Source organism: Micropepsis pineolensis (assembly GCF_055392125.1).
In genome coordinates, this window is sequence record NZ_AP042408.1 from 2,768,704 (window position 1) to 2,790,694 (window position 21,991).

At 56.9% G+C, this 21,991-nt stretch carries 17 protein-coding genes; 11 read left to right on the plus strand and 6 right to left on the minus strand.

Going from position 1 to position 21,991, the window contains the following annotated elements; genetic code table 11:
• Position 1: 1 nt before the first annotated feature.
• From ACZ5RI_RS12270 to ACZ5RI_RS12290, 5 genes are all read right to left on the minus strand, one after another.
• Positions 2–1,831, minus strand: a complete 1,830-nt coding sequence (locus tag ACZ5RI_RS12270; protein ID WP_464513501.1) for a hypothetical protein — start codon at positions 1,829–1,831, stop codon at positions 2–4.
• A gap of 468 nt (positions 1,832–2,299) precedes the next feature.
• On the minus strand, positions 2,300–3,871 hold the full coding sequence (locus tag ACZ5RI_RS12275; protein WP_464513502.1) for a tetratricopeptide repeat protein: 1,572 nt from the start codon (positions 3,869–3,871) through the stop codon (positions 2,300–2,302).
• 113 nt (positions 3,872–3,984) lie between these two features.
• Positions 3,985–5,424 (minus strand): aldehyde dehydrogenase family protein, encoded by a 1,440-nt coding sequence (locus ACZ5RI_RS12280; RefSeq protein ID WP_464513503.1) that lies wholly within the window; start codon positions 5,422–5,424, stop codon positions 3,985–3,987.
• A gap of 6 nt (positions 5,425–5,430) precedes the next feature.
• Positions 5,431–6,429: a 4-hydroxyproline epimerase gene (locus tag ACZ5RI_RS12285; RefSeq protein ID WP_464513504.1), complete on the minus strand. Its 999-nt coding sequence runs from the start codon at positions 6,427–6,429 to the stop codon at positions 5,431–5,433.
• 36 nt (positions 6,430–6,465) lie between these two features.
• Complete coding sequence (locus ACZ5RI_RS12290; RefSeq protein ID WP_464513505.1) at positions 6,466–7,392, minus strand: dihydrodipicolinate synthase family protein; 927 nt, start codon at positions 7,390–7,392, stop codon at positions 6,466–6,468.
• Positions 7,393–7,471: 79 nt separating this feature from the next.
• On the opposite strand from ACZ5RI_RS12290, the gene ACZ5RI_RS12295 reads away from it, so the two are divergent.
• Positions 7,472–8,707: an NAD(P)/FAD-dependent oxidoreductase gene (locus ACZ5RI_RS12295; protein WP_464513506.1), complete on the plus strand. Its 1,236-nt coding sequence runs from the start codon at positions 7,472–7,474 to the stop codon at positions 8,705–8,707.
• A 24-nt stretch (positions 8,708–8,731) separates the two neighbouring features.
• On the opposite strand, the gene ACZ5RI_RS12300 is transcribed toward ACZ5RI_RS12295, so the two are convergent.
• Positions 8,732–10,177 (minus strand): amino acid permease, encoded by a 1,446-nt coding sequence (locus tag ACZ5RI_RS12300; protein WP_464515597.1) that lies wholly within the window; start codon positions 10,175–10,177, stop codon positions 8,732–8,734.
• Between the two features lie 573 nt (positions 10,178–10,750).
• On the opposite strand from ACZ5RI_RS12300, the gene ACZ5RI_RS12305 reads away from it, so the two are divergent.
• From ACZ5RI_RS12305 to ACZ5RI_RS12350, 10 genes are all read left to right on the plus strand, one after another.
• Positions 10,751–12,301 carry a S10 family peptidase gene (locus ACZ5RI_RS12305; protein ID WP_464515598.1) on the plus strand — a complete coding sequence of 517 codons (1,551 nt, stop codon included), beginning with the start codon at positions 10,751–10,753 and terminating at the stop codon, positions 12,299–12,301.
• Positions 12,302–12,352: 51 nt separating this feature from the next.
• Positions 12,353–13,921, plus strand: a complete 1,569-nt coding sequence (locus ACZ5RI_RS12310) for a S10 family peptidase (protein ID WP_464513507.1) — start codon at positions 12,353–12,355, stop codon at positions 13,919–13,921.
• Positions 13,922–14,462: 541 nt separating this feature from the next.
• On the plus strand, positions 14,463–16,115 hold the full coding sequence (locus ACZ5RI_RS12315; protein ID WP_464513508.1) for an AIPR family protein: 1,653 nt from the start codon (positions 14,463–14,465) through the stop codon (positions 16,113–16,115).
• Between the two features lie 246 nt (positions 16,116–16,361).
• Complete coding sequence (locus ACZ5RI_RS12320; protein ID WP_464513509.1) at positions 16,362–16,541, plus strand: hypothetical protein; 180 nt, start codon at positions 16,362–16,364, stop codon at positions 16,539–16,541.
• A 522-nt stretch (positions 16,542–17,063) separates the two neighbouring features.
• Positions 17,064–18,014, plus strand: coding sequence for an ABC transporter substrate-binding protein (locus ACZ5RI_RS12325; RefSeq protein WP_464515599.1), 951 nt, complete (start codon positions 17,064–17,066; stop codon positions 18,012–18,014).
• Positions 18,015–18,038: 24 nt separating this feature from the next.
• Positions 18,039–19,007 carry an ABC transporter permease gene (locus ACZ5RI_RS12330; RefSeq protein WP_464513510.1) on the plus strand — a complete coding sequence of 323 codons (969 nt, stop codon included), beginning with the start codon at positions 18,039–18,041 and terminating at the stop codon, positions 19,005–19,007.
• Complete coding sequence (locus tag ACZ5RI_RS12335; RefSeq protein WP_464513511.1) at positions 19,007–19,915, plus strand: ABC transporter ATP-binding protein; 909 nt, start codon at positions 19,007–19,009, stop codon at positions 19,913–19,915. Before ACZ5RI_RS12330 ends, ACZ5RI_RS12335 begins: the two co-directional genes overlap by 1 nt.
• On the plus strand, positions 19,912–20,397 hold the full coding sequence (gene nikR / locus ACZ5RI_RS12340; RefSeq protein ID WP_464513512.1) for a nickel-responsive transcriptional regulator NikR: 486 nt from the start codon (positions 19,912–19,914) through the stop codon (positions 20,395–20,397). The genes ACZ5RI_RS12335 and nikR overlap by 4 nt, the downstream gene beginning before the upstream one ends.
• Positions 20,398–20,471: 74 nt before the next feature.
• Positions 20,472–21,293 (plus strand): urea amidolyase associated protein UAAP1, encoded by an 822-nt coding sequence (locus ACZ5RI_RS12345; RefSeq protein WP_464513513.1) that lies wholly within the window; start codon positions 20,472–20,474, stop codon positions 21,291–21,293.
• A gap of 11 nt (positions 21,294–21,304) precedes the next feature.
• Positions 21,305–21,952 carry an urea amidolyase associated protein UAAP2 gene (locus ACZ5RI_RS12350; protein WP_464513514.1) on the plus strand — a complete coding sequence of 216 codons (648 nt, stop codon included), beginning with the start codon at positions 21,305–21,307 and terminating at the stop codon, positions 21,950–21,952.
• Positions 21,953–21,991: the final 39 nt, after the last annotated feature.

Below are 21,991 nucleotides of genomic sequence, written 5' to 3' on the forward strand. Positions count from 1 at the left end.
ATCAGAACAGAATTGTTTCGAAATCATCTTTGCCAAACTGCGAAGGTTCGGGCTCAACCGAGCCAGCCCCCAACGCTGCAACAAAGGTGCGATGAATTTCGCGCTCCTGCGACATGGAATAGAATTTGGCCATGCGCGCCAGAACGGTTTCCAACAGCTCGGTATCATCATCCTGGCACGGTGACGCCATTTCACCCAGCTTGGTCAGATCGGATGTCACTTCGTCCACGATATCGCCAACGCCGGTATGAAAATCAATCCTGCCGGACGAAATCTCCAGCATATTGAGCACCATGTCGCCCTTAGAAACGATGGCAGCAATATCAACCTCTGTTTTCTCTCGCGCGGTATAAATGCGATCGGCAGCAATTTCCAAAGCCTTGGCAGCCGCTGAGCCTTCGCTTTCCTTGCGCGCATCGGTTTGCCAATCATGCTCGGCCGACAAGGCCGATTTTGACAACCGTTCAGCAATGATGACACAACTGTCGGCGGAGCGTGACAAATGCTCCCCATACTGTGCAAGCTCGAAAATGATCGAGGTCAGAGTTTCATCACTACGCTCTTCATCGGTAAAAGCGGTGGCAATATCAAGCTGCGGGAATTCACTCTTAAGCGCCTGAATTGCCCCGATGCGCTGGCTCAGCTCGGCCGCCGAGGCCACACTGTCATGCACCGTATCAATGGCGGCCATTTCAACTTTTTCGACTTCCTTGACCAGGTCGAGCGCCCGGCTGATCTGATCACTGATACGACGCAGGAAACCACCCTCCGTCTCACCATCATTACCATAGGCCATATCGTGCAGGCGCATCAGCTCGCGCGCATCAGCTCCCAGGCCGGACATACTTTGCCCAACCTCGGATACCTCACGATGGAAGTCGGCCGCAGCGGCGGAAATCTGCGCCGCCAACAACGCATACAGCGTATCGACGATACGTTCGCGCTTATCCGGCGGTAACAGCTTTGACCCGGTATCAAGCAGAATGACACCGGCCTGAATGTGTTCAATGCGCTGGCGCGTAATATCACCAATCTGCAAGGCAGACAGCAAACGGGTCACCCGCATGTGAATGTCTTTTGCCAGAGCCGATACACTGCCGGCAATCGAGACCACACGCAGATAGTGATTGCCCATGATATTGGCGTTGGTGGTCAAATCGTCGGGCACCATCGGCAGCAACTGGTCAATCTGGAATTCCAGAATTTCGCCCTGAGCCGAAACTGATTCCAAGCCGAGCTGTAACGAGGACAGGTCAAATTCAAGCTTCTTAAGCTCGTTAGTGCCCCGTTCAATATAACTGGAAATATCGCGCAGGAAGGCCTGCAGCACGGCACCAGCGCGGTGGCCACCATCCGCTTCGGGCTTATTGCAATATTTCTCAACACCGGAAACCATCGCCCGCATATAGGCCAGCGAACAGCGCATATCAGAGACGCGCTCGGAAAATTCCTCACGACATTTGCTGAGGCGATTGATCTTGACCGTGCGTTCGGCATGCGACGAAGGCAAAGAGAACAGCTTGGCCGCAGCCATCTGCAAATCTTCTGTCGTCGTTGCGACCGTATGGGAGTCCAGCGTTTCAGCCAGCATGTCGAGCGATGAGATCAGATTCTCGATCCCATCGACAGACTGCGATAACAGCTCGCAGGCGGCCAAAAACTTTTCGTCAATCACACGCCGGACGGATTCCAGCTTGCCCGTTAATTTGGCCCCAGGCCCAATGACTGAAGCAATGGTCGGGTTAAGCGTCGGCAAGGTTTCCATCGAATAGCCCCACAGATGGTTCAGCAGTAGCATTACCGGCAGAAGCAAAAGTCCGGTTAACGTCACCAGCAAAACACAAAAAAAAGACGGCGATGTTCTAAGTATATAGCACTAGGTCGCCACGTTAATGATACCTATCAACGCAGCAGGATAAAAGCGTTCCGTCTTGACGGCAGCGCCAACATGCAACAACGGCTAACGCTCGAGCCGATCAAGAGCACACTGGAACGCGCTTTTGCCGAGCTTATACACAAAACAATGAATAGAGCGTCACCAATCTGGTGCATATTGAAACTAACGTTGCGTCAATTACCGAACATCGGAATTCTTACCCGGTAAAGCTGACGATACGGAAACTCAAATCGATACTGGGCGCCCAGAATTTCATATCCCAGATCTTAACGCATCACAGAACCAAATTCGTACACTGTATATTATCCGTAACACAGGTTAAATGACTGTGCACAGGCAGGAAAAACCTTATAAACAAACAGATGCCGTATCAATATATGGCAAGCCGTGCCAATCTGTACGTTAACACGCCGCGGGTAATGCGCGCATAATCCGCGCAATCACACCCGCCCAACCATCGGCATCCGGGCGCAGGATGCGCGCCCCAGGGTACCACGGGCTGTCCTCGCGCACTAGCAGCCAGCGCCATTCCGGGTGCCGTGGCAGAATGATCCAGACCGGAATACCTAACGCACCGGCAACATGCGCCACCGCCGTATCGACAGTGATAACCAGATCCATTTCAGCGATCAACGCCGCAGTATCGGCGAAATCTGCAATATCATCCGCATGCGGAACGAACCCTTTATTCTCATCCAGTACCACCTGATCAGAGGGGCGAATTTCTTTCTGCACGACATGGAAGTCATACGATAATTCCAATAGCGGTAAAAAATGACGGGCCGTCATATTTCGCCAAAAATCGGGGATGATTCCGCTGCGCCCCGACCAGCACAAACCGACACGCGGCCGCACCTTGCCCCCAAGCCGCTGTTGCCAGCGGGCACGCCGGGCCGGGTCGGCAAACAAATACGGTATGCGCGATGGGATGGTGTCGAGCCGCGTTGCCATTGCCAGCGGCAAACTCATCATCGGACAATGACCATCAAAAGGGGGCAGAACCCCACCGGTTGCAATGACCTGAGGTCTGCCCGGCAGTGTCTGCAATAACGCCACCAAAGTCTCGGGCACATCCAGCACCACCTTAGCACCGGCCTCGATCAGCATGGGGACATAGCGGCTGAACTGCACCGTGTCGCCCAAGCCCTGCTCGGCATAGATCAGCAGCGTCTTACCGGCGGGTGGCACCTCGCCCAGCCATTGCGGCACCGGGTATGACCGACGGGCACCCTGCATCAGCGGACTTTGCCAGCGGGCCTGAAAGTTGCGCCAGCCATTTTCGAAATCGCCCCGCAACAATTCCATCGTACCAAGCTGCCACTGGGCCCCCTTGTTGGCGGGATTAAGAGTCAAGGCACGCTGGAAGCTATCATAGGCGCCATCAACATCGCCCAGATCGCGTAAGGCGGTGCCCCGGTTATTGAATGCCTCGCTGTAGCGGGGATTGAGCGCCACCGCCCGGTCATAGTCTGTCAGCGCGTCGGCGGGGCGCCCCAGCTCGCGCAGCAGCGCACCACGGTTATTAAATGCTTCGGCATAGCCGGGGGCCAGCGCCAGCGCCTGACCATAGGCAGCCAGCGCGTCGTCGAAGCGCTCCAGTCGACTTAGGATGTTGGCGCGGTTCAAGTGCAGCGGCGCCCCCCCACTACCAGCCGGAAGGGCTGCAAGGGCCGCATCGATAACCGCCAGCGCCTCGGCATTGCGGCCCAGCCGCTGCAAAGCCACCGCCAGATTGGAACGCGCCCCGCCCAACTGGGGGGCTAGCACCAGCGCTTTTTGCAGCAGCGGCACACAACGGTCCGGCGCGCCAAGCTGTAACTCGGCGGTACCGGCCAGAAATAACAGTTCGGCATGTTCCGGTGCAACCGCCAGCAGGCGTCGATAGACCGCCGCCGCATCGGCGACCCGGCCCTGGCGGTGTATCGCCTGGGCCTGGGTGAATTCAGCCTGTTGGTGGGGGGAAAGCGTCTTCATCTGGACCAATTAATACATCTAGGTCCATTTAGTCCGCTTCGCCCGACGCTGTCGAGGTTTCAGGCTAGACAGGAGGTACGGTGGTGGCAAAAACCGCCACCACCCATCCGTGATCAGCCGGGGCTTTGGTAGCAGGTCCGCAACACCGTATAGAATTCCCGGGCTGCCCGGCCCTGTTCGCGCGGGCCATAGCTGGACCGACCAACCCCGCCGAACGGGGCGTGATAATCGATCCCCGCCGTTGGCAGATTGACCATGGTAACCCCGGCCCGCGCCTGCCGCTTGAAGGCCGTGGCATATTTCAGCGACGCCGTGCAGATCCCCGCCGACAGGGTATAGCTGGGTGCATTCAGCACCGACAGGGCTTCCTCGAAGCTGCCGACGCGGAAGACCCCGGCCACAGGGGCAAAAATCTCCTCGGCATTGAGCAGATTGTCGACCGGCACATGGTCAAACAGTGTCGGCGCAAAGAAGGCATGGGGCATCACCGCCTTGGTGCCACCAGCCAGCGGCACAAGCCCGGTGGCTTCAACCGCCGCGACCTGACGGACAATACTGTCCTTCTGCTTCATCGACACCAACGGACCGATCTGTGTCGCCGGGGCCAGCGGATCGCCAACTTTAAGCTGGGCCAGACGTTGCACCAGCGCCGCAACAAATTTATCGGCAATGGCGTCTTCGACGATGATGCGCGAGGTCGCCGTGCAGCGTTCGCCCGCCGCATAGAAAGCGCCATTGACGGCACATTCCACCGCCAGATCAAAATCGGCGTCGGCCAAAACGATCAGACCATTGACGCCGCCCATTTCGAGCTGCATGCGCTGACCGCGCTGGGCTGCCCCCATCTTGACCTTGTCACCGGTTGCCACCGAGCCGGTAAAGCTGACGGCATTGATGCCATTGGCCCCGCACAGCGCCGCACCGGCCTGCCCTGCCCCCAAAATCATATTCACCGTCCCGGACGGCAGACCGGATTCGGCAATGATGTCCATCAGCGCCGCCGCGATGGCCGAAGAATATTCCGACGGCTTCCACACCACCGCATTGCCAAAGGCAATCGCCGGGGCAATCTTCCAGGCCGGAATAGCAATCGGGAAATTCCACGGTGTGATGGCGGCAACCACACCCAGCGGATCATGGGTTACTTCGACTGTGGCACCCTTGCGGGTCGAGGCAAAGATCTCACCCGCATTACGTAAGGTTTCCCCGGCAAAAAAATCGAACAGGCGCGCCGCCCGCATGGTCTCGCCTTTGGCATCACCAAGGGTCTTGCCGGTTTCCCGCGCCATCAGAAGCGCTAGATCCGCAACATTGGCCATCAGCTTACGGCCGATAAAGGCCAGGGCATCGGCGCGCTTTTCAACGCCCAGCTCATAAAGCGGCGCCACCGCCGCTTCAGCCGCGGCGACGGCTTCAGCAGTCAGTGCGGCATTGCCCTCTGGCCCAACGACCCGCAGATCATCCGGATTGGCCGGATTGGGCTGCTCGAAACCAATTGGGCCCGCAACCGCACGGCCCGCGATGTGATGAGAAAGAGAAACTGTTTCCGTCATGATGCCTCACACAACTGAAAAGCCATGGGCGAAGGTATCGGCCCGGTCGATCCAGATCGTATTGAACCCGGTCGTAATGGCCGAGCCCTGAATAGAAGGAATGATGGCCGGCGTACCTGCCACATCCGTGACAGATTCCACCCGACCAATGAAGCGGCTGCAAATATAACTTTCATGCACGAAGCGCTCGCCCACCTTGAGCACGCCTTTGGCCGCCAGATGGGCCAGCCGTGCCGAGGTCCCGGTGCCGCAAGGACTGCGGTCAATCGCGGCATCACCATAAAACACGGCATTACGCCCGTCGGCCCCGGCACTTTTCGGTTTATCGGCCCACAGAATATGATGCACGCCATGTATCCGGGCATCCAGCGGATGAACCGGATCATACACAGCGGCCACCGCAGCCCGCACCGCACGGCTTTTCTGCTTGATCTCCTCAGCGCTCATGGCATCCAGCCCCCGGTAATTGGCCTGAGGCTCGATAATCGCATAGAAATTGCCGCCATAGGACACATCCATGGTCAGCGGCCCAATACCGGGAACATCAACGCACAACCCCGTTCTGGCGACAAAGGCCGGGACATTGTGGATACGCACCCAGACGACCTTGTCGCCTTCGGTTTCATAGTCGATGTCGATCACGCCAGCCGGAACCTCGACTTTCAAATGTCCTTCGGTGCGCGGCGTGATCAGGCCATGCTCCAGCCCGAAGGTAATCATGCCGATGGTGCCATGGCCGCACATCGGCAGACAGCCACTGGTCTCGATAAACAAAATACCGACATCGGTATCTTCACGGGTGGGCGGATACAGAAAGCCACCCGACATCATGTCATGGCCGCGCGGCTCGAAACACAGCCCGGTGCGGATCCAGTCAAAGCGCTCTAAAAAATCGATACGCCGTTCTGCCATATTGGCGCCACGCAGCAGCGGTGCCCCGCCGGCGACGAGCCGGACGGGGTTACCTGCTGTGTGCCCGTCAATGCAAAAAAAGGTATTTCGCATTCAACAACGGTCTTTCCTGACAATCAGATAATCGGATTATGCAACCTTTGCCGCCGCTTTGGTACTGAAGGGTGCGGTTGCCGCCGCCTTTTCGACCATGGCGATGACTTCTGCCCGGCGGTCTCCACTAAGCGGCAGGCGGGGCATACGCACGCATTCGCTGCCACGGCCCATAATTTCTTCGGCCAGCTTGATCGACTGCACCAGATCATGTGCGGCATCCAGATGCAGTAGCGGCATGAACCAGCGATAGATTGCCAGGGCGTCTTCGACGCGCCCTTCTTTCAGCGCCTTGACGATTGCCACCGACTCTTTGGGGAACGCACTGGTCAGACCGGAAACCCACCCGGTAGCCCCCAACAGGAGACCTTCCAGCGACACATCATCAAGCCCGGCCATCAGCGTGAACCGCGTGCCGAAAGCATTCTTCAGATCGGTGAAGCGGCGGGTATCCGCCGTGCTTTCTTTTACCGCGACGATGTTTGGAATATCCGCCACGCGCCCCAGCAGCTCCATGCTGATGCTGACGCGATAGGCGGTGGGATTATTATACAGCATGATCGGCAGCGACGTTGCCGCGGCAACCTGCTTGAAATGCTCGAACAATTCATCTTCCGTCGGCACATAGACCATGGCCGGCAGCAGCATCAGCGCCGAAACGCCGATTTTCTCGGCATCCTTGGCGTACTGCACAGCGCGCGTGGTCGTCAGTTCAGAAATCCCTGCGACCAGCGGCAACTTGCCTCCGACCGCCGCACAGGCTGCGGTCAGAACCGCACGCTTTTCGTCGGGTTCGAGCGAATTATTTTCGCCGCAGGTTCCAAGCAGAATCAAACCATCGACACCGTCATCCACCAGTGCCTGTAATCCCTTTTGGGTCGCCGTAATATCAACGGCCAGATTCTCATCAAATTGCGTGGTCGCCGCTGGATAAACGCCATTCCACAAATGCATCGACACCATATAAAACCTCCATTGCCGAAGAAAACGTATACGGTATAATAACTACCAATTCAATGCTTCGTGAAGGGGATGAGTGAATATGGAGCAAGCAATAGTCGTCGGCGGCGGGGCCGTCGGGATGGCGACAGCGTTAAGATTGCAGGAAGTGGGGTTATCGGTGACGGTGGTGGACGAACCATCGCCACAACGCCCCGCATCGTGGGGCAATGCCGGACATATTGCCGTCGAACAGATTGCTCCGCTGGCCTCCTTCTCGGTCATGCGTCAGGCCCCACGCCGACTACTTACGATGGAAGGTGGCCTATCGTTGCCACTGACCGCCGCGGCGACATGGCTGCCCTTTTCGCTGCGCCTGATGGCCGCCGCATTACCCCATCGCCATAATGCAGGCAAAGCCGCACTGAAGGCACTGCTTGCCGATGCCATGCCCGCTTGGCTGCGTGTTACCGAACAGCTTGGCAAACCAGAGCTGATCCATCGCACCGGGCATTACATTGTCTGGTGTTCGCAAAACACGGCAGCGGCCGGTAAAAAACATTGGTTCAGCGCCGATGTCGGCACCGCCCTGGTTCGCAACGCCACGGCCGAGGAACTGCAACAGTTGCAGGCCCTGACCCGGCGTAAAATCGTTGATGGGGTCCACTGCGAAGGCACCGGTCAGATTCATGATCCCAATACTTTATTTGACGCGATCCATGCCCGTTTTCTGCAGGGCGGTGGCAGCTTCATCCCGGCGCGGGTTCGCGCCCTGCCCCATGAAGGCGGACAGGTGTCGGTGGTGCTGGAAGATGGCCGCAAGCTGAGCGCCGATAAGGTGGTGATCACCGCAGGCGTTGCCGCCAAACCGCTGATGGCACAGTTGGGCTATCATGTCCCGATGGTTGCCGAACGCGGTTATCACATTCAGTTTGCCGCCGGTGACTGGCCCGCCAATCTACCGCCAGTGGTGTTTGAAGATTACGCCATGATCCTGACGCGGTTCGCCGACACGGTGCGCGCCGCCGGTTACGTCGAATACGCGACACCGGGGCGCAAGGCCGATCCGCGCAAATGGGAACAATTGCTGCGCAATGTGCGCGATATCGGCTTTGGTCTGGACCGCCCGGTCAGCGAATGGATGGGCTCGCGCCCGACGCTGCCGGATTATCTGCCCGCCATTGGCCAAAGCCGCCGGGCCCCCAATCTGTTCTATGCCTTCGGCCATCAGCATCTTGGTCTGACGCTGGCCCCGGTAACCGCCGAAATCGTCACCGATCTGGTGCTGGGAAACAAGCCCGCCGTGCCGGTTGCACCCTTTGACCTCGAAAGGTTTTAAGGTAACCGGCACAGCGGTTTTAAATCAGCCTTCCCCGGCTGCTGGCGCAGGTATAGTCTGCCGCGCCAGCAGCGAGGTACGGACGCTGTAAGCAAAGTAAATCACCAGACCGATGGCATTCCAGCTGACAAACCACAGCTGGGTAATGTTGGGCAGGCCGGTGACGAAGAGATAGCCACAGCCGACGATACAGAACGGCGCCACCACCCAAGGTAGCGGGGTGCGGAAACTGCCCAGTAAGCGATGGTTACGCAACCGTACCACCAGCACGCAAAACGCCACCGCGATGAAGGCGCACAAGGTGCCCGCATTGGCCAGAAGCGCGATCTCGTCCAGCCGTAAGGTTCCCGCCAATACCGCCACAATAACGCCGGTCACGATGGTCATCAGGATCGGCGTGCCGCTGTCCGCATGAACCACCGACAAACGGTGCGGCAGCAAACCATCGCGGGCCATGGCGAAGAAGATGCGGCTTTGGCCATACATCAGCACCACGACCACACTGGGCAGGGCAATAATTGCCGCCGCAGAGACCAGCTGCGCCGCAAACGGATTGTGCAGGGTGTTCAGGATGAAGGACAAAGGCGCACTGGAACGCGAGAACACGCTGTAATAAGACGCCCCCAGCGCCGCCAGCGCCACCAGAATATAAATCGTGGTCGACAGCGCCATCGAGCCGAGAATACCGACCTTTAAATCCCGCGACGGGTTCTTGGTTTCCTCAGCCGCGGTCGAGACCGCATCGAAACCATAAAAAGCAAAGAAGATCAGCGCCGCAGCCGCCAGCACACCGCGTTTAACGCCATCAGCGCCGACGCGGACACTAATGCCAAAGGGCAGAAAGGGGTGAAAATTTGCGGCATTGAAACCGCGCAGCGCCAGAACCACGAACAGAAGCAGCGCCAGCAATTTAATGGCCACCAGCAGCATGGTGACAAAGGCGCTTTCCCGCGTGCCGACGATCAACAGACCGGCTACCACCATGGTGATCAGCACCGCAGGCAGATCGATCACCCCGCCCGACATGGCACCATGCAGCAGCCAGTCCGGCACCGCCCAGCCCGCCGTGTGAATGAAGGCGGAAACATAGCCCGACCAGCCGACGGCCACCGCCGACGCCGCCACGGTATATTCGAGGATCAGGCTCCAGCCGACGATCCACGCAAGCAGCTCGCCCAACACACTATATGTATAAGTATACGCGCTGCCCGCCGTGGGGATCAGCGTTGCCATCTCGGCATAGCACAGCGCCGCGCAGGTACAGATCACGCCGCAGAGCAGAAACGACAGGATGACCCCCGGCCCTGCCAGCCCGGCACCAATACCGGTCAGGGTATAAATGCCAGTGCCGACAATAGCCCCCACGCCCATGGTAATCAGGTGCCGCCCGGTCAGTGTCCGTTTAAGCTGCTGGCTGTCACTTTGGCGGGCCGAAGTACTCAGTGGCTTGCACCGGTTCCAAAAAGGCATAGTCACGCATTCCCTCCAATGAAACTCATGATTGACGCGAGGTCGTCCAAGACTGTAGCTTCCCCAAAATCGTATACGGTAGACCGTCGATCACACTATCCAAGGTAAGAACCGGGGCGCGTGCAAGGCTTAAATGGCCCCAATCGCTTGCCGAACTATCGCGAATGACCACAACACACAACCTAAGCGTAACAGACCATCATACCCGCCCCAAAATTGATTAAATAAGCAACAGAGCGCTGCAATGTTTGTGCAATCACGACAAAACCGGCCACAGACGGTGCTTCCGAATCCGGGGGGATACACAACATTGGGCCAGACAGATTCTGTGGCAGCATCGTCACGACTACTGCCGCAGATCACCCCACCGCTTAATGTGTCAGCCAATTGCCCAATCAGCAGGCAAACCATTTTGCCAGAGCGCAACCCGCCCCAAAACGCCGAACACATCTGCGGGATTTTCTCCGCCCGCAATGCTGGCGACCGTAGCGCCACATACCGGCAATGCTACAGTCCCACCAGCGATCTTTAACGCGCGTATCAGGCGCGCCCGACTAACACACAGGACAGATGATGATCCGCCTTCACGCCCTCCCCCTCGCCCTTGCGCTGACATTTGCTGCAGCGGCCCCCGCCGCCCTTGCCGCCGACGAAAAACCACCCGCCAGCGACAGCAAAGACAAGGCGGACGATAAGGATGTCATCAAAGCCCCGGTGGCCGAACAGGCCCACCCCCAGCATGGCAGCGTAGCAATTGCAGGCAAAACGATTGATTACAAGGTGACGCCCGGCACGCTGACCATCCGCAACGCCAAGGGCGAACCGACCGCCAGCATGTTCTATGTTGCCTATACGGTGGCGGGCGAAAAGCACCGCCCGGTGACGTTCCTGTTCAATGGCGGCCCCGGCTCGGCCAGCCTGTGGCTGCACATGGGCTCGTTCGGCCCCCTTCGCGTCAACACCCCGACGGCGGATGCAACCGGCCCGGCACCGTTCAACATCACACCGAACGATCAGAGCCTGCTCGACAAAACCGATCTGGTATTTCTGGACGCCATCGGTACCGGCTTTTCACGCACGCTGGGCAAGACCAAAGGCGCAGATTTCTTCGGCGTTGATCAGGACATCAACGCATTTGCCGATGGCATCGTACGCTATCTCACCATCAACAATCGCTGGAACAGCCCCAAATTCGTGCTGGGTGAAAGCTATGGCACGCTGCGCGCAGCGGGGCTTAGCCTTGCCCTGCAGGAGCGCGGGGCCAACCTGAACGGCGTGATCCTGCTGTCGTCGATCCTCAATTACGGCATTCGCACACCGGGCTATGACAATATCTATGTCGGCTATCTGCCGAGCTATGCCGCCACCGCCTGGTATCACAACAAGCTGGCCAACAAACCGGCGGCGTTAAAGCCTTTCCTCGACGAAGTGCGGGCCTTTGCCGCCGGGCCGTATCTGACCGCGCTGGCCAAGGGCGATACCCTGCCCGATGCCGAACGCGATGCCGTGGCGGAAAAACTGGCCGCCTATACCGGATTGTCTAAAGCCTTCATTTTAAAGGCAAAACTTCGTGTCGAGCTGGGCCGCTTCCGCAAGGAACTGCTACGCGACGAAGGCAAAACCCTGGGCCGTTACGACACCCGCTTTACCGGCGTTGATACCGACGAGGCTGGCGAGCACCCGGAATCCGATCCGTCGGATGATGCGGTCAGCGGGGCCTATGTCGCGGCTATCAACAACTATCTGTTCGCCACCTTAGGCTATAAAACCGAGCTCACCTATAACCTCAGTGCCCGCGACAAAGACTTCAAATGGGACTGGCAGCACAAGGCCCCGGGCTTTGGCGGCTATGGCCCGATGCCGGTTGCCAACACCGCGGTTGACCTGGGCGCGGCGATGCGGCGCAACCCGCATTTAAAAGTGCTATCCCTCAACGGCTACTACGACATGGCGACGCCGTTCTTCATCACCGAGTATGATCTGGCGCATATGGAGCTGGACCCGGCCCAGCGCAAGAATCTGAGTTTCGCCTATTATGAATCCGGTCACATGGCCTATCTGCGGCCCGATATGCGCCAAAAATTGCGCAACGATATTACTGCTTTTATCAGCACCGCAGAATAATCCGCCGACACCGCACAACAATCCATCAAAAAAACCACACAGAAACCGATTATGAACAGAACACAGACGCTTTCTGCCACATTATGCCTGCTGCTGGGCGCGGGCCTTGGCGCGGGGCTGGCCACACCGGCTTTTGCCGATGCCCCACCCGCCGCCGACAAGGACGCAACCGACAAAGCCACCGACAAAGACACCGTCAAAGCACCGGTCGAGGAACAGGCCCAGCCCAAACATGGCTCGGTCACCATCGACGGGCACAGCGTCGACTATGTCGCCACACCGGGCACGCTGACCATCCGCAACGACAAGGGCGAGCCGACGGCCAGCATGTTCTATGTTGCCTATACCGTGGCGGGTGAAAAACATCGCCCGGTGACGTTCCTGTTCAACGGGGGGCCCGGCTCCTCCAGCCTGTGGCTGCATATGGGATCGTTTGGTCCGGTGCGGGTCAGCACCCCAACCGACCAGCCCGCAGGTCCCGCCCCATTCAACATTGTGCCGAACAACAAGAGCCTGCTCGATAAAACCGATCTGGTCTTTATCGACGCCATGGGCACCGGGCTGTCGCGCCCGCTGGGCAAGGCCGAGGGCAAAGATTTCTGGGGCGTCGATCAGGATATCAAAGTCTTCGCCGATGCCATCACCCGCTATCTCACGCTCAACAACCGCTGGAACAGTCCGAAATTCCTGCTCGGCGAAAGCTATGGCACCACGCGCGCGGCGGGGCTTAGTCTGGCGCTGCAGGAACGCGGGGCCTATCTCAACGGCGTGATCCTGCTGTCGTCCTATCTCAACATGGCGGCGGACCTGCCCGGCAACGATCTGACCTATGTCGAATATCTGCCGAGTTTCGCCGCCACCGCCTGGTACCACAACAAGCTGGCCAACAAACCGGCGGCGCTGGAGCCGTTCCTGAAAGAGGTGCGCGCCTTTGCAGCGGGGCCCTATCTGACGGCACTGGCCAAGGGTGACGCCATCGACGATGCGGAAAAAGATGCCGTGGCCGAAAAGCTGGCGGCCTATACCGGCCTGCCCAAAGCCTTTATTCTAAAGGCTAAGCTGCGCATTGATCTGGGCCGCTTTACCAAAGAACTGATGCGCGACGAAGGAAAAACCGTCGGGCGGCTCGATTCCCGCTTCACCGGCACCGACATCGATACGGCGGGCGAAAACCCGGAATATGATGCGGCCGATGCGGCGATCAGCGGCGCCTATATCGCGGCGGTCAACACCTATCTGTTTGGCACGCTGGGTTATAAAACCCAGCTCAAATATCGCCCGAACTTTTACGAGGAGGTCTTCGCTGCCTGGGATATGAAGCACAAAGGCCCCGATGGCGGTTATGGCCCGATGTCGACGGCGAACACCGCACTCGATCTGGCATCAGCGATGCGCCAGAACCCGCATTTAAAAGTGCTGTCGCTCAACGGCTATTACGATATGGCAACGCCGTTCTTCGGCACCGAATATGATCTGGGCCATATGCGGCTGGACCCCGAACGGCGCAAGAATCTCAGCTTCGCCTATTATGAATCCGGCCACATGGTCTATGTCCGCCCGGAAGCGCTGGCCAAGATGCGCGGTGACCTGATCCATTTCTATGATCAGGTCGCAAAGTAAGATTTATCGTTATTTTATGGGAATAAAGGATGTGGCGGCGCGAAACCCTCGTGCCGCCACAAATCTATGGCGGCAACGGCAGCGGGGCCAAAAGCCCCAAGCCTCACCGCCCCTCGATCCTCATGCTTGTAACGTGATGGCCGCTTCTGCGACCGGTCATGGTAAGAGTATGGAGGCTTTTCAGCATGCGGCAACACCGCCCCCACCGTCATTCCCGGCTTAACGCCGGTCCTGACACCTCCCCCGCTTTGCGGAGGAGGAGAACTTCGCATGCCCCCCTCAGATTGTCATCCCCGGCGAAGGCGAGTGTAAAGCGAGCCTGAGGGAAGGGGACCCAGGTCTTCACACACCCAGAAACCACAACACAAAGGCACCGTTTCTTTCTGATGGGATATGCCATGGGTGGCAACTGGTTTGCCTTACCTCAAACGGATCTTCCGATCCGTTCTCGCCGGGAATGACAGAAATGGCTCATGCACTATCCATTAAGTTGTGATTAGAGACTAGATAGACATATCCTCACCTTACAAAGGAGATTCGCGTGTCTGAAAACTCATTCGATCCAGAGCATTTTGAGCGCCTTAGTAAGCGGGTGAAAAACCTAGTCTCGGATGGGCTAATCGAACACCAAGATCAAAGTCTTGTTTATCTTTTTTTGGCTCACAGATTTTACCGTGAGCAGTTCGAAATTGTAGAGGCTTTTACAGATGGCGGAAATGACTGCGGGGTTGACGCCATCTTTATTGACCGCCGAACTGAACAGCCTGTAGTGCATCTTTTCCAGTCAAAATTTCACACAAGTGAGCGTAAAGCTAAAAATCCATTTAAGAGTTCAGGGGCAGAAAAAGTAATTCGGTTTCTTGAAATACTGGGGGATAGAAATATCGACCTTTCCAAGGTTTCCAACCCTCGGTTAGAGCAGAAGATTCTTGAGATACGTGATCTGCAAGATCGTGATTTTCCTGAATTTAAGCTCTGGCTAATTAGCAACGGACAGCCTTGTGTTGCTCATGAGTTATCGCCTATAGAAGATGCTCTAAATAAACGAGATGTAACCATTTGTCAGTTTCATCTCAAAGAATACGTAGATTTTTGTATTGACGCACATAGCAGAAGATCAAGTCATATATTTTATGCACGCGACACTGGCGTACTTGAGTTTGGTTCTTCAGAATTGCGCAGCTTCGTCGGCTATATATCAGCTAGACAACTCTATGATTTAATAAAGGACATAGGGGATGAGCGTAAAGTTGATTATTCACTATTTGACATGAATGTGCGTGGATTCCTTGGGCTAGATAACCCGGTAAATAAAGAGATTTTTCGTACTGCCGCTTCAAGTGAGAACAGACACTTTGCTTCGTTTAATAACGGCATTACAATAGTTGGCACACAGTGCAAGGTTATGCGAACGGGAACTGACACACCCAAAGTTGGGATAAAAAGAATGTCAATCGTCAACGGTGCGCAAACCTGTTCTGCTATCTTTGATGCGATGAAAGATTACTATCCGGATTTTGAAAAATTCGATTATCTATCTGTCCTATTCAGGATATTTGAAACTGACGATCCGGATCTTATTGCAAAAATTTCGATCTCAACAAACAACCAAAATAGAATTAACCCAAGAGATTTATGTGCAAATGATGACGCACAACGTCGGATCGAACGGGAGCTCGCGGAGCGCGGGATTGTCTATTTACGAAAGCGCGGAAATTTCGACAGCCACTATAGATCTGGTCGAAAACTAGACGCACTGCTGGCAGGACAACTAATATTGTCATACACACATCATGATCCAGCACGAGCAAAGCGCGATTCTGACAGTATTTTTACAGACTCTTACCAAAAAATATTTGCGTCAGCTTCAACAGAAGATATTGTTCAAGCATTATCATGGTATGATTTAATTGAAGAAAAAAGGCGGTTTATCTCTGATGAAATTCGAATAAGAGGAATTTCCAGAACAGATAATACCTTTGTTACATATGGAGCATTCCATATTTTGATGCTTTGTTCTCTGATAGGCAAGGACACCCCACTGGATCAGCGAGTAAGTGTCATTGAACAGGCCATAGAGATAATAGCCAACCTACTCCGAAGAGTTGGCGAGCCAGCATATTATACATTCTTTCGAGATACAAAACAGACAGAACGCCTTAAAATTGCAGCAGAGCAACCAACTTTACTATAGTCTATATTCAAACTGTCAATAGAGTATGAGAGAATAGAACTTGGGGATGTAGCATCAACCGTACATCCGCGTCGAAGGACTGTTCGTTATCTTATGCCCCAGTCTTGCTCGACGGTAGGGAACATGCTCCCGTAGCCCATATTTTAAAATTTTCAAGGATTTATGGCGGAGGATTTAACCACGCCTCTTGGCGCTCTGTTAACGCGCGAGACCTTAAACTGGCTTCAACCCAACAGGAGCGCAACAATGACAGCCTTATCCACCATCGGTGCCGCCGCCACCCGCTATCAGGTCCCCGTCACCCAGCAGGCCAAAGCCTCGGATGAACGGACGGAATCTGCCGCCGTCAAAGCCACCGAACAAACCACCGGCAAAGAATCTGCCGTAGCCGTGAAAAGCAGCAACAAAGTCAACGTCACAGCGTAAGCTGCTTTTATAAGAGGGGGATGCGCCTTGTGCGTAAGCGCGCGTAACAGATGGCCCAAAGCCATCACGCCCGCTATCAGGCGCAGATCCACCCGGCCGCAGGGCTGGGGTTAGAACACCGCCAAAGCTGTTCCCACCACCGGGATGTGCCCGACCAGGTAGAGATATATTTTAGATCTTATTAACCCCATACCGCCTCGCTTTTCTGAAGCCCCCCCCTTCAAAGCGCAACCGGATCCCCCCTTAATTTACGTGGGGGGGGACCAGCGCGGCATAACAGCGGCACTTCGATAACCCAAAGGGGGGAAGCCCAAAAACAATGCATGCCGCACATAAAGCGTACAAAGACGGATATGCACCATCTGCAGCATTGTTGATTTTTTGGAACAATTTTGGGTGCTGGTTCCGGCACGATTCCTGCGTAGACATCGGCTGACAGTATTACTGATATCCATTTTAGTATTACCAGAGTGGAGAACCGCCGTGTTGCGCAAACTAGGTTTAGGCCTTGCCACCGGGCTAATGGTGACGTTGTTTGCCGGGGCCGCACAACCGGCCGCGGCTGCCGGTCTCAAGATCGGTTATAGTGACTGGCCGGGCTGGGTTGCCTGGCAGGTCGCCATCGACAAGGGCTGGCTGAAAGACGCCAAGCTTGATGTCAACTTCCAGTGGTTCGATTATTCCGCATCAATGGACGCCTTTACCGCGGGCAAGATCGATGCCGATCTGGTCGCCAGCGATGATGCGCTGGTCACCGGCGCAGGTGGTGGCAAGGGCGTCATCGTCCTGCTGACCGATTATTCCAATGGCAACGATATGATCGTCGCCAAACCGGGCATCAAGTCATTCAAAGAGCTCAAGGGTAAGAAAATCGGCGTCGAAGTCGGTTTTGTCGAACATCTGCTGCTGCTCAACGCGCTGAAGCAAAACGGCATGAGCGAAAAAGATGTCACGCTGGTCAACACCAAAACCAACGAGACGCCGCAGGTGCTGGCCTCCGGTCAGGTTGCTGCCATCGGCGCCTGGCAGCCCAATGCCGGGATGGCAATGAAATCACTGCCCGGTTCGCGCCCGGTCTATACTTCGGCCCAGGCTCCCGGTCTGATCTATGATACGCTTTACGTCAGCCCGGCCAGCCTTGCCGCCCATCGCGCCGATTACGTGAGGCTGATCAAGGTGTGGGACCGCGTTGTCAAATACATCAACGATCCCAAAACGCAGGATGATGCCTTACGCATCATGTCCAAGCGCGTCGGCCTTACGCCCGCCGCCTATAAACCGCTGCTCAAGGGCACCTATCTGATCAGCCCGGCCGCCGCCAAAACCGTCTTCGCCAAGGGACCGGGGCTTAATTCGATCTATGGCTCGCTGGCCGTCGGCAACGACTTCAACATCAAGAACGGCGTTTATAAAAAGTCGCAGAACGTCGATTCCTATGTCGATGGCTCGCTGCTGCGCGATGCCCTGAAGTAACCGTATAAGGTGGGGATTTTTTCCATGGCTGCGTTCAGACCCTTTCAGGTTCACCGGCCGCTGACGCCCACAGCACGTCTTATCGTCGGCGCCTTGTCCTTCCTTCTGCCGGTGGTGCTGTGGTGTATCGTCAGCTATGTCCCCGCCGTCTGGCACCCGCAGGTGCGGATCACCGACCCCGGTTCGACCGATTACCTGCAGGTCGATATGCGTATGAACAAGGCGGACTTCGCACAGGAAGTCACCGATGCCCAGGCGGCGCACCGCGCGCCGCCTGTCGGCATTGCCGCCAATCCGATTTATCTGCCCGCACCGGATGAAGTGGCACGCGCCTTCTACAATGCCTTCACCACCCCACCCGCCACCGACGATGGCGAATGGCTGCATCAGAGCCTGTGGCACAGTATCAAGATTATTTTCTGGGGCTTCGTGATTTCTTCGCTGATCGGCGTGCCGCTTGGCGTTCTGTGCGGCACCTATCCTTTTGTGTCACGCCTGTTCGAGCCCTTTACCGAATTCTTCCGCTATCTGCCGGCACCGGCCTTTGGTGCGCTGGCGGTGGCCATCCTCGGCATCTATGACGGGCCGAAGATCACCATCATCGTCATCGGTACGCTGTTTCAGCAAATTTTGATCATCGCCAACACCACGCGCAAGCTTGATGGCGCCCTGATCGAGGCCGCCCTCACCCTAGGTGCCCGCGGGCGGCAACTGCTTACCCATGTCGTGCTGCCGTCAATCCTGCCCGACCTCTATCGCGATCAGCGCATTCTGCTCGGCTGGGCCTGGACCTATCTGATCGTCGCCGAACTGATCGGCACCATGAGCGGCATCACCTGGTTCATCACCCAGCAGGCGCGCTATCAGCATTTTGCCAACGTTTACGCCGCCATCATGATGATCGGCATCATCGGACTGGGCACCGATATCATACTCGGCCTGATCGGTCGCCGCCTGTTCCCCTGGGACCGCAAAACGGCAGGAGGAAACTGATGCTGCCATCCACCGATCTGCCAGAGTATCGCGAACAGACGCCGGAAGTGCGTGCGCGGTTCGAGCGGCTGAAAGCCCGCGAAACCATATTAGAGGTCAGGAACCTCACCAAAACCTTCACCGCGCAGGGCAAAACCACCACCGCGCTTGACGCCATCAGCTTCGAGACCAAGCGACGTGAGTTTTTGTGCGTCATCGGCCCGTCCGGTTGCGGCAAGTCCACGCTGGCGCGCATCATTGCCGGGCTGGAAGAAAAAAACGGCGGCGAGGTTTTGCTCAAAGGTACGCCGGTCGATGGGCCGGGGCGCGACCGCGGCATGGTGTTTCAGGGCTACACGCTGTTTCCCTGGCTCACCGTCAAGCAGAACGTCATGTTCGGCCCGCGCCGTGGCGGGGCGGATGCGCCGGTTGCCGAGCGCGATGCGTTGCAATGGCTTGGTCTGGTTGGTCTGGAAAAATTCGCCGACACCTATCCGCATCAGCTTTCCGGCGGCATGAAGCAGCGTGTTGCCATTGTGCGGGCGCTGGCCAATCAGCCGCGCATTCTTTTAATGGACGAACCCTTCGGTGCACTGGACGCCCAGACCCGCGCCCGGATGCAGGCACATCTGCTGGAAATCTGGCGCAAGATCGACATCACCATCATCTTCATCACCCATGATCTTGATGAAGCAGTCTATCTTGCTGACCGGATTCTGGTGCTCTCGCCCCATCCTGGCCGGGTGCAGGAACTGATTGAAGTACCGGTGCCGCGCCCGCGCACCCCCGATCAGATCATCAGCCCTGAATTTCTCGCGACAAGGGTGCGGCTGGAACAGCTCATCCATCAGTCTGCCGGGCGCGATACCGAGATGGAGGACTACCCCATCGTCACGCGCATGACCGATATCACCGACGAGGTTGAATGATGGCCAAAACCGCCCCCGTCACCCGCATCAGCATGTCCATGTCGGCCGATCTGCTGACCGACCTCGACCATATGGTAACCGATCGCGGCTTTTCCAGCCGCTCACAGGCGATCAGCGAAATCCTCTATCAGGCGGTGATCGACTATCGCAGCGAGGTCGGGCGCGACATCGTCGCGGGTGTCATCACCATATTCTATGATCACCAGACGCCGGGTTTGCAGAAGAAAATCGCTGATTTGCAGCACAAATATATCGATGAAGTCATCAGCTCGCTGCATGTACCGCTGGCGCACAATCAGACCATGGAGGTCATGCTTGTACAAGGACCGGCAAGTAAACTGCACGCAATTGCCAACGAAATGATCTCACGTCGTGGGGTAATATCCGGCAAGGTCAATCTGATGGCGGCGCTGATCCCGCAGGTTCATCCCTTTAGCGGGGAAGCCCCATCGACCGAACGACGGCGCAAAAGCCGCCGTTAAATCCCCTCGCGACCGGGACGACCCGGTTGCCCGCAACGCGCCGGGACGACCCGGCACCAGGTTTGGAGTGAATCATGAGCCAGACAGAAGCGACGCCAGACGAATACCGTCGGCGCTATTTTGCGCTCAAGGAACAGGCGCAGCAGGCCAATGCCGCCCGCCCGACCGCCCGCCACGTCGACAATCCTCAGAATATTCCGGCAGATCTTATCGCGCTGGAAGATACCATTCCGCCGGGCTGGTACTGGACCGGCCACATTGCCCGTGGGCAAACCCTGCGCCTGATCAACCAACAGGCCACGCATGGCATTGCCGCGCTGTTCTGGAATGCCCACGACATTTCAGAGCGCTTCAACCCCGGCGACACCGTCAAAGTGCAATGGACGGCACGTATTTCACGCGGGGCGCTGCTGCTGACCGATATGGGCCGCGCCATGGTCTCGATCACCGAGGATAGCTGCGGCTTCAACGACTGCATCGCCAATGCCACCACCCGCGCGGCGAGCGAACGCAAATATGGCGCCGACACCTACCGCCGCAACAACCATGACAACTTCATCCTGGCGGCGGGTAAACATGGCCTGACAGCACGCGATGTCGGCCCCTGCATCAGCTTCTTCTCGCCGGTGGTAACCGACAAGGAGGGCAACTTTGCCTGGCAGGATGGCGCAATTAAACAAGGCGATTATGTCGATCTGCGTGCCGAAATGGACCTTATCGTTGCGCTGTCCAACTGCCCACATCACTTAAGCCCGAATAAGACATGGCAGGCCGAACCGGTGAAATTTCAGATCTGGCGTTCGCCGGCCGCCACCGCCGACGATCCCTGCCGCAACGCCACCGAAGAAGCCGTGCGCGCCTTTGAAAATACCGACGCCTATCTGGCGCAGTTGTGAGGAGAATGATCATGACCGATAAACGCGCCACGTCACCGCTCGATCCCCGGCACGCCATCTACGACCATGTCGTGCCGTCACGCACGCCCTGGTCCGGGATTGTTCGTAAGGGCCAGCATATCCGTATTGTCGATCTGGAAGGTCAGCAGGCGGTTGATACCTTGTTCTATTGCGTCGGCAAACCGGATGAACGCTACAGCGCACAGGATACGCTGGGCGAACAGGGTTCCGCCTATGTCACCACCGGTACGCGTCTGCTGTCGAACGAGGGCAGTCTGATGGCGACCATGGTGGCCGACACCTCGGGCGATCACGACACCTCGGCCGGGGCCTGCAGTTGCGAAGCCAACACCGTGCGGTTTGGCCACCAGACGCGCTACATGCACGCCTGTCGCGAAAACTTTCTCGTCGAACTCAACAAATATTCGATGAACAAGCGCGATATCGTCAGCAACATCAACTATTTCATGAATGTGCCGGTGTTGCCCAACGGCGAACTTGCCATTGTCGACGGAGAATCCAAACCCGGCGACTATGTCGAAATCCGCGCCGAGATGGATATCATGTGCCTGATCTCCAACTGCCCGCAGGTCAACAATCCCTGCAACGGCTTCAATCCGACACCGATCCGTATACTGATCTGGAACCCGCCCGCCTGACGGCAGGCTGGTTCCCAGGCATAAACCGCAAGGGACTGC

What these genes read in the sequence shown, in the direction of transcription:
- ACZ5RI_RS12275 (WP_464513502.1), bottom strand. Translation starts at nt 3,871, where the DNA reads ATGAAGACGCTTTCCCCCCACCAACAGGCTGAATTCACCCAGGCCCAG.
- ACZ5RI_RS12280 (WP_464513503.1), bottom strand. Translation starts at nt 5,424, where the DNA reads ATGACGGAAACAGTTTCTCTTTCTCATCACATCGCGGGCCGTGCGGTT.
- ACZ5RI_RS12285 (WP_464513504.1), bottom strand. Translation starts at nt 6,429, where the DNA reads ATGCGAAATACCTTTTTTTGCATTGACGGGCACACAGCAGGTAACCCC.
- ACZ5RI_RS12290 (WP_464513505.1), bottom strand. Translation starts at nt 7,392, where the DNA reads ATGGTGTCGATGCATTTGTGGAATGGCGTTTATCCAGCGGCGACCACG.
- ACZ5RI_RS12295 (WP_464513506.1), top strand. Translation starts at nt 7,472, where the DNA reads ATGGAGCAAGCAATAGTCGTCGGCGGCGGGGCCGTCGGGATGGCGACA.
- ACZ5RI_RS12300 (WP_464515597.1), bottom strand. Translation starts at nt 10,177, where the DNA reads ATGCCTTTTTGGAACCGGTGCAAGCCACTGAGTACTTCGGCCCGCCAA.
- ACZ5RI_RS12305 (WP_464515598.1), top strand. Translation starts at nt 10,751, where the DNA reads ATGATCCGCCTTCACGCCCTCCCCCTCGCCCTTGCGCTGACATTTGCT.
- ACZ5RI_RS12310 (WP_464513507.1), top strand. Translation starts at nt 12,353, where the DNA reads ATGAACAGAACACAGACGCTTTCTGCCACATTATGCCTGCTGCTGGGC.
- ACZ5RI_RS12320 (WP_464513509.1), top strand. Translation starts at nt 16,362, where the DNA reads ATGACAGCCTTATCCACCATCGGTGCCGCCGCCACCCGCTATCAGGTC.
- ACZ5RI_RS12325 (WP_464515599.1), top strand. Translation starts at nt 17,064, where the DNA reads ATGGTGACGTTGTTTGCCGGGGCCGCACAACCGGCCGCGGCTGCCGGT.
- ACZ5RI_RS12330 (WP_464513510.1), top strand. Translation starts at nt 18,039, where the DNA reads ATGGCTGCGTTCAGACCCTTTCAGGTTCACCGGCCGCTGACGCCCACA.
- ACZ5RI_RS12335 (WP_464513511.1), top strand. Translation starts at nt 19,007, where the DNA reads ATGCTGCCATCCACCGATCTGCCAGAGTATCGCGAACAGACGCCGGAA.
- nikR (WP_464513512.1), top strand. Translation starts at nt 19,912, where the DNA reads ATGATGGCCAAAACCGCCCCCGTCACCCGCATCAGCATGTCCATGTCG.
- ACZ5RI_RS12345 (WP_464513513.1), top strand. Translation starts at nt 20,472, where the DNA reads ATGAGCCAGACAGAAGCGACGCCAGACGAATACCGTCGGCGCTATTTT.
- ACZ5RI_RS12350 (WP_464513514.1), top strand. Translation starts at nt 21,305, where the DNA reads ATGACCGATAAACGCGCCACGTCACCGCTCGATCCCCGGCACGCCATC.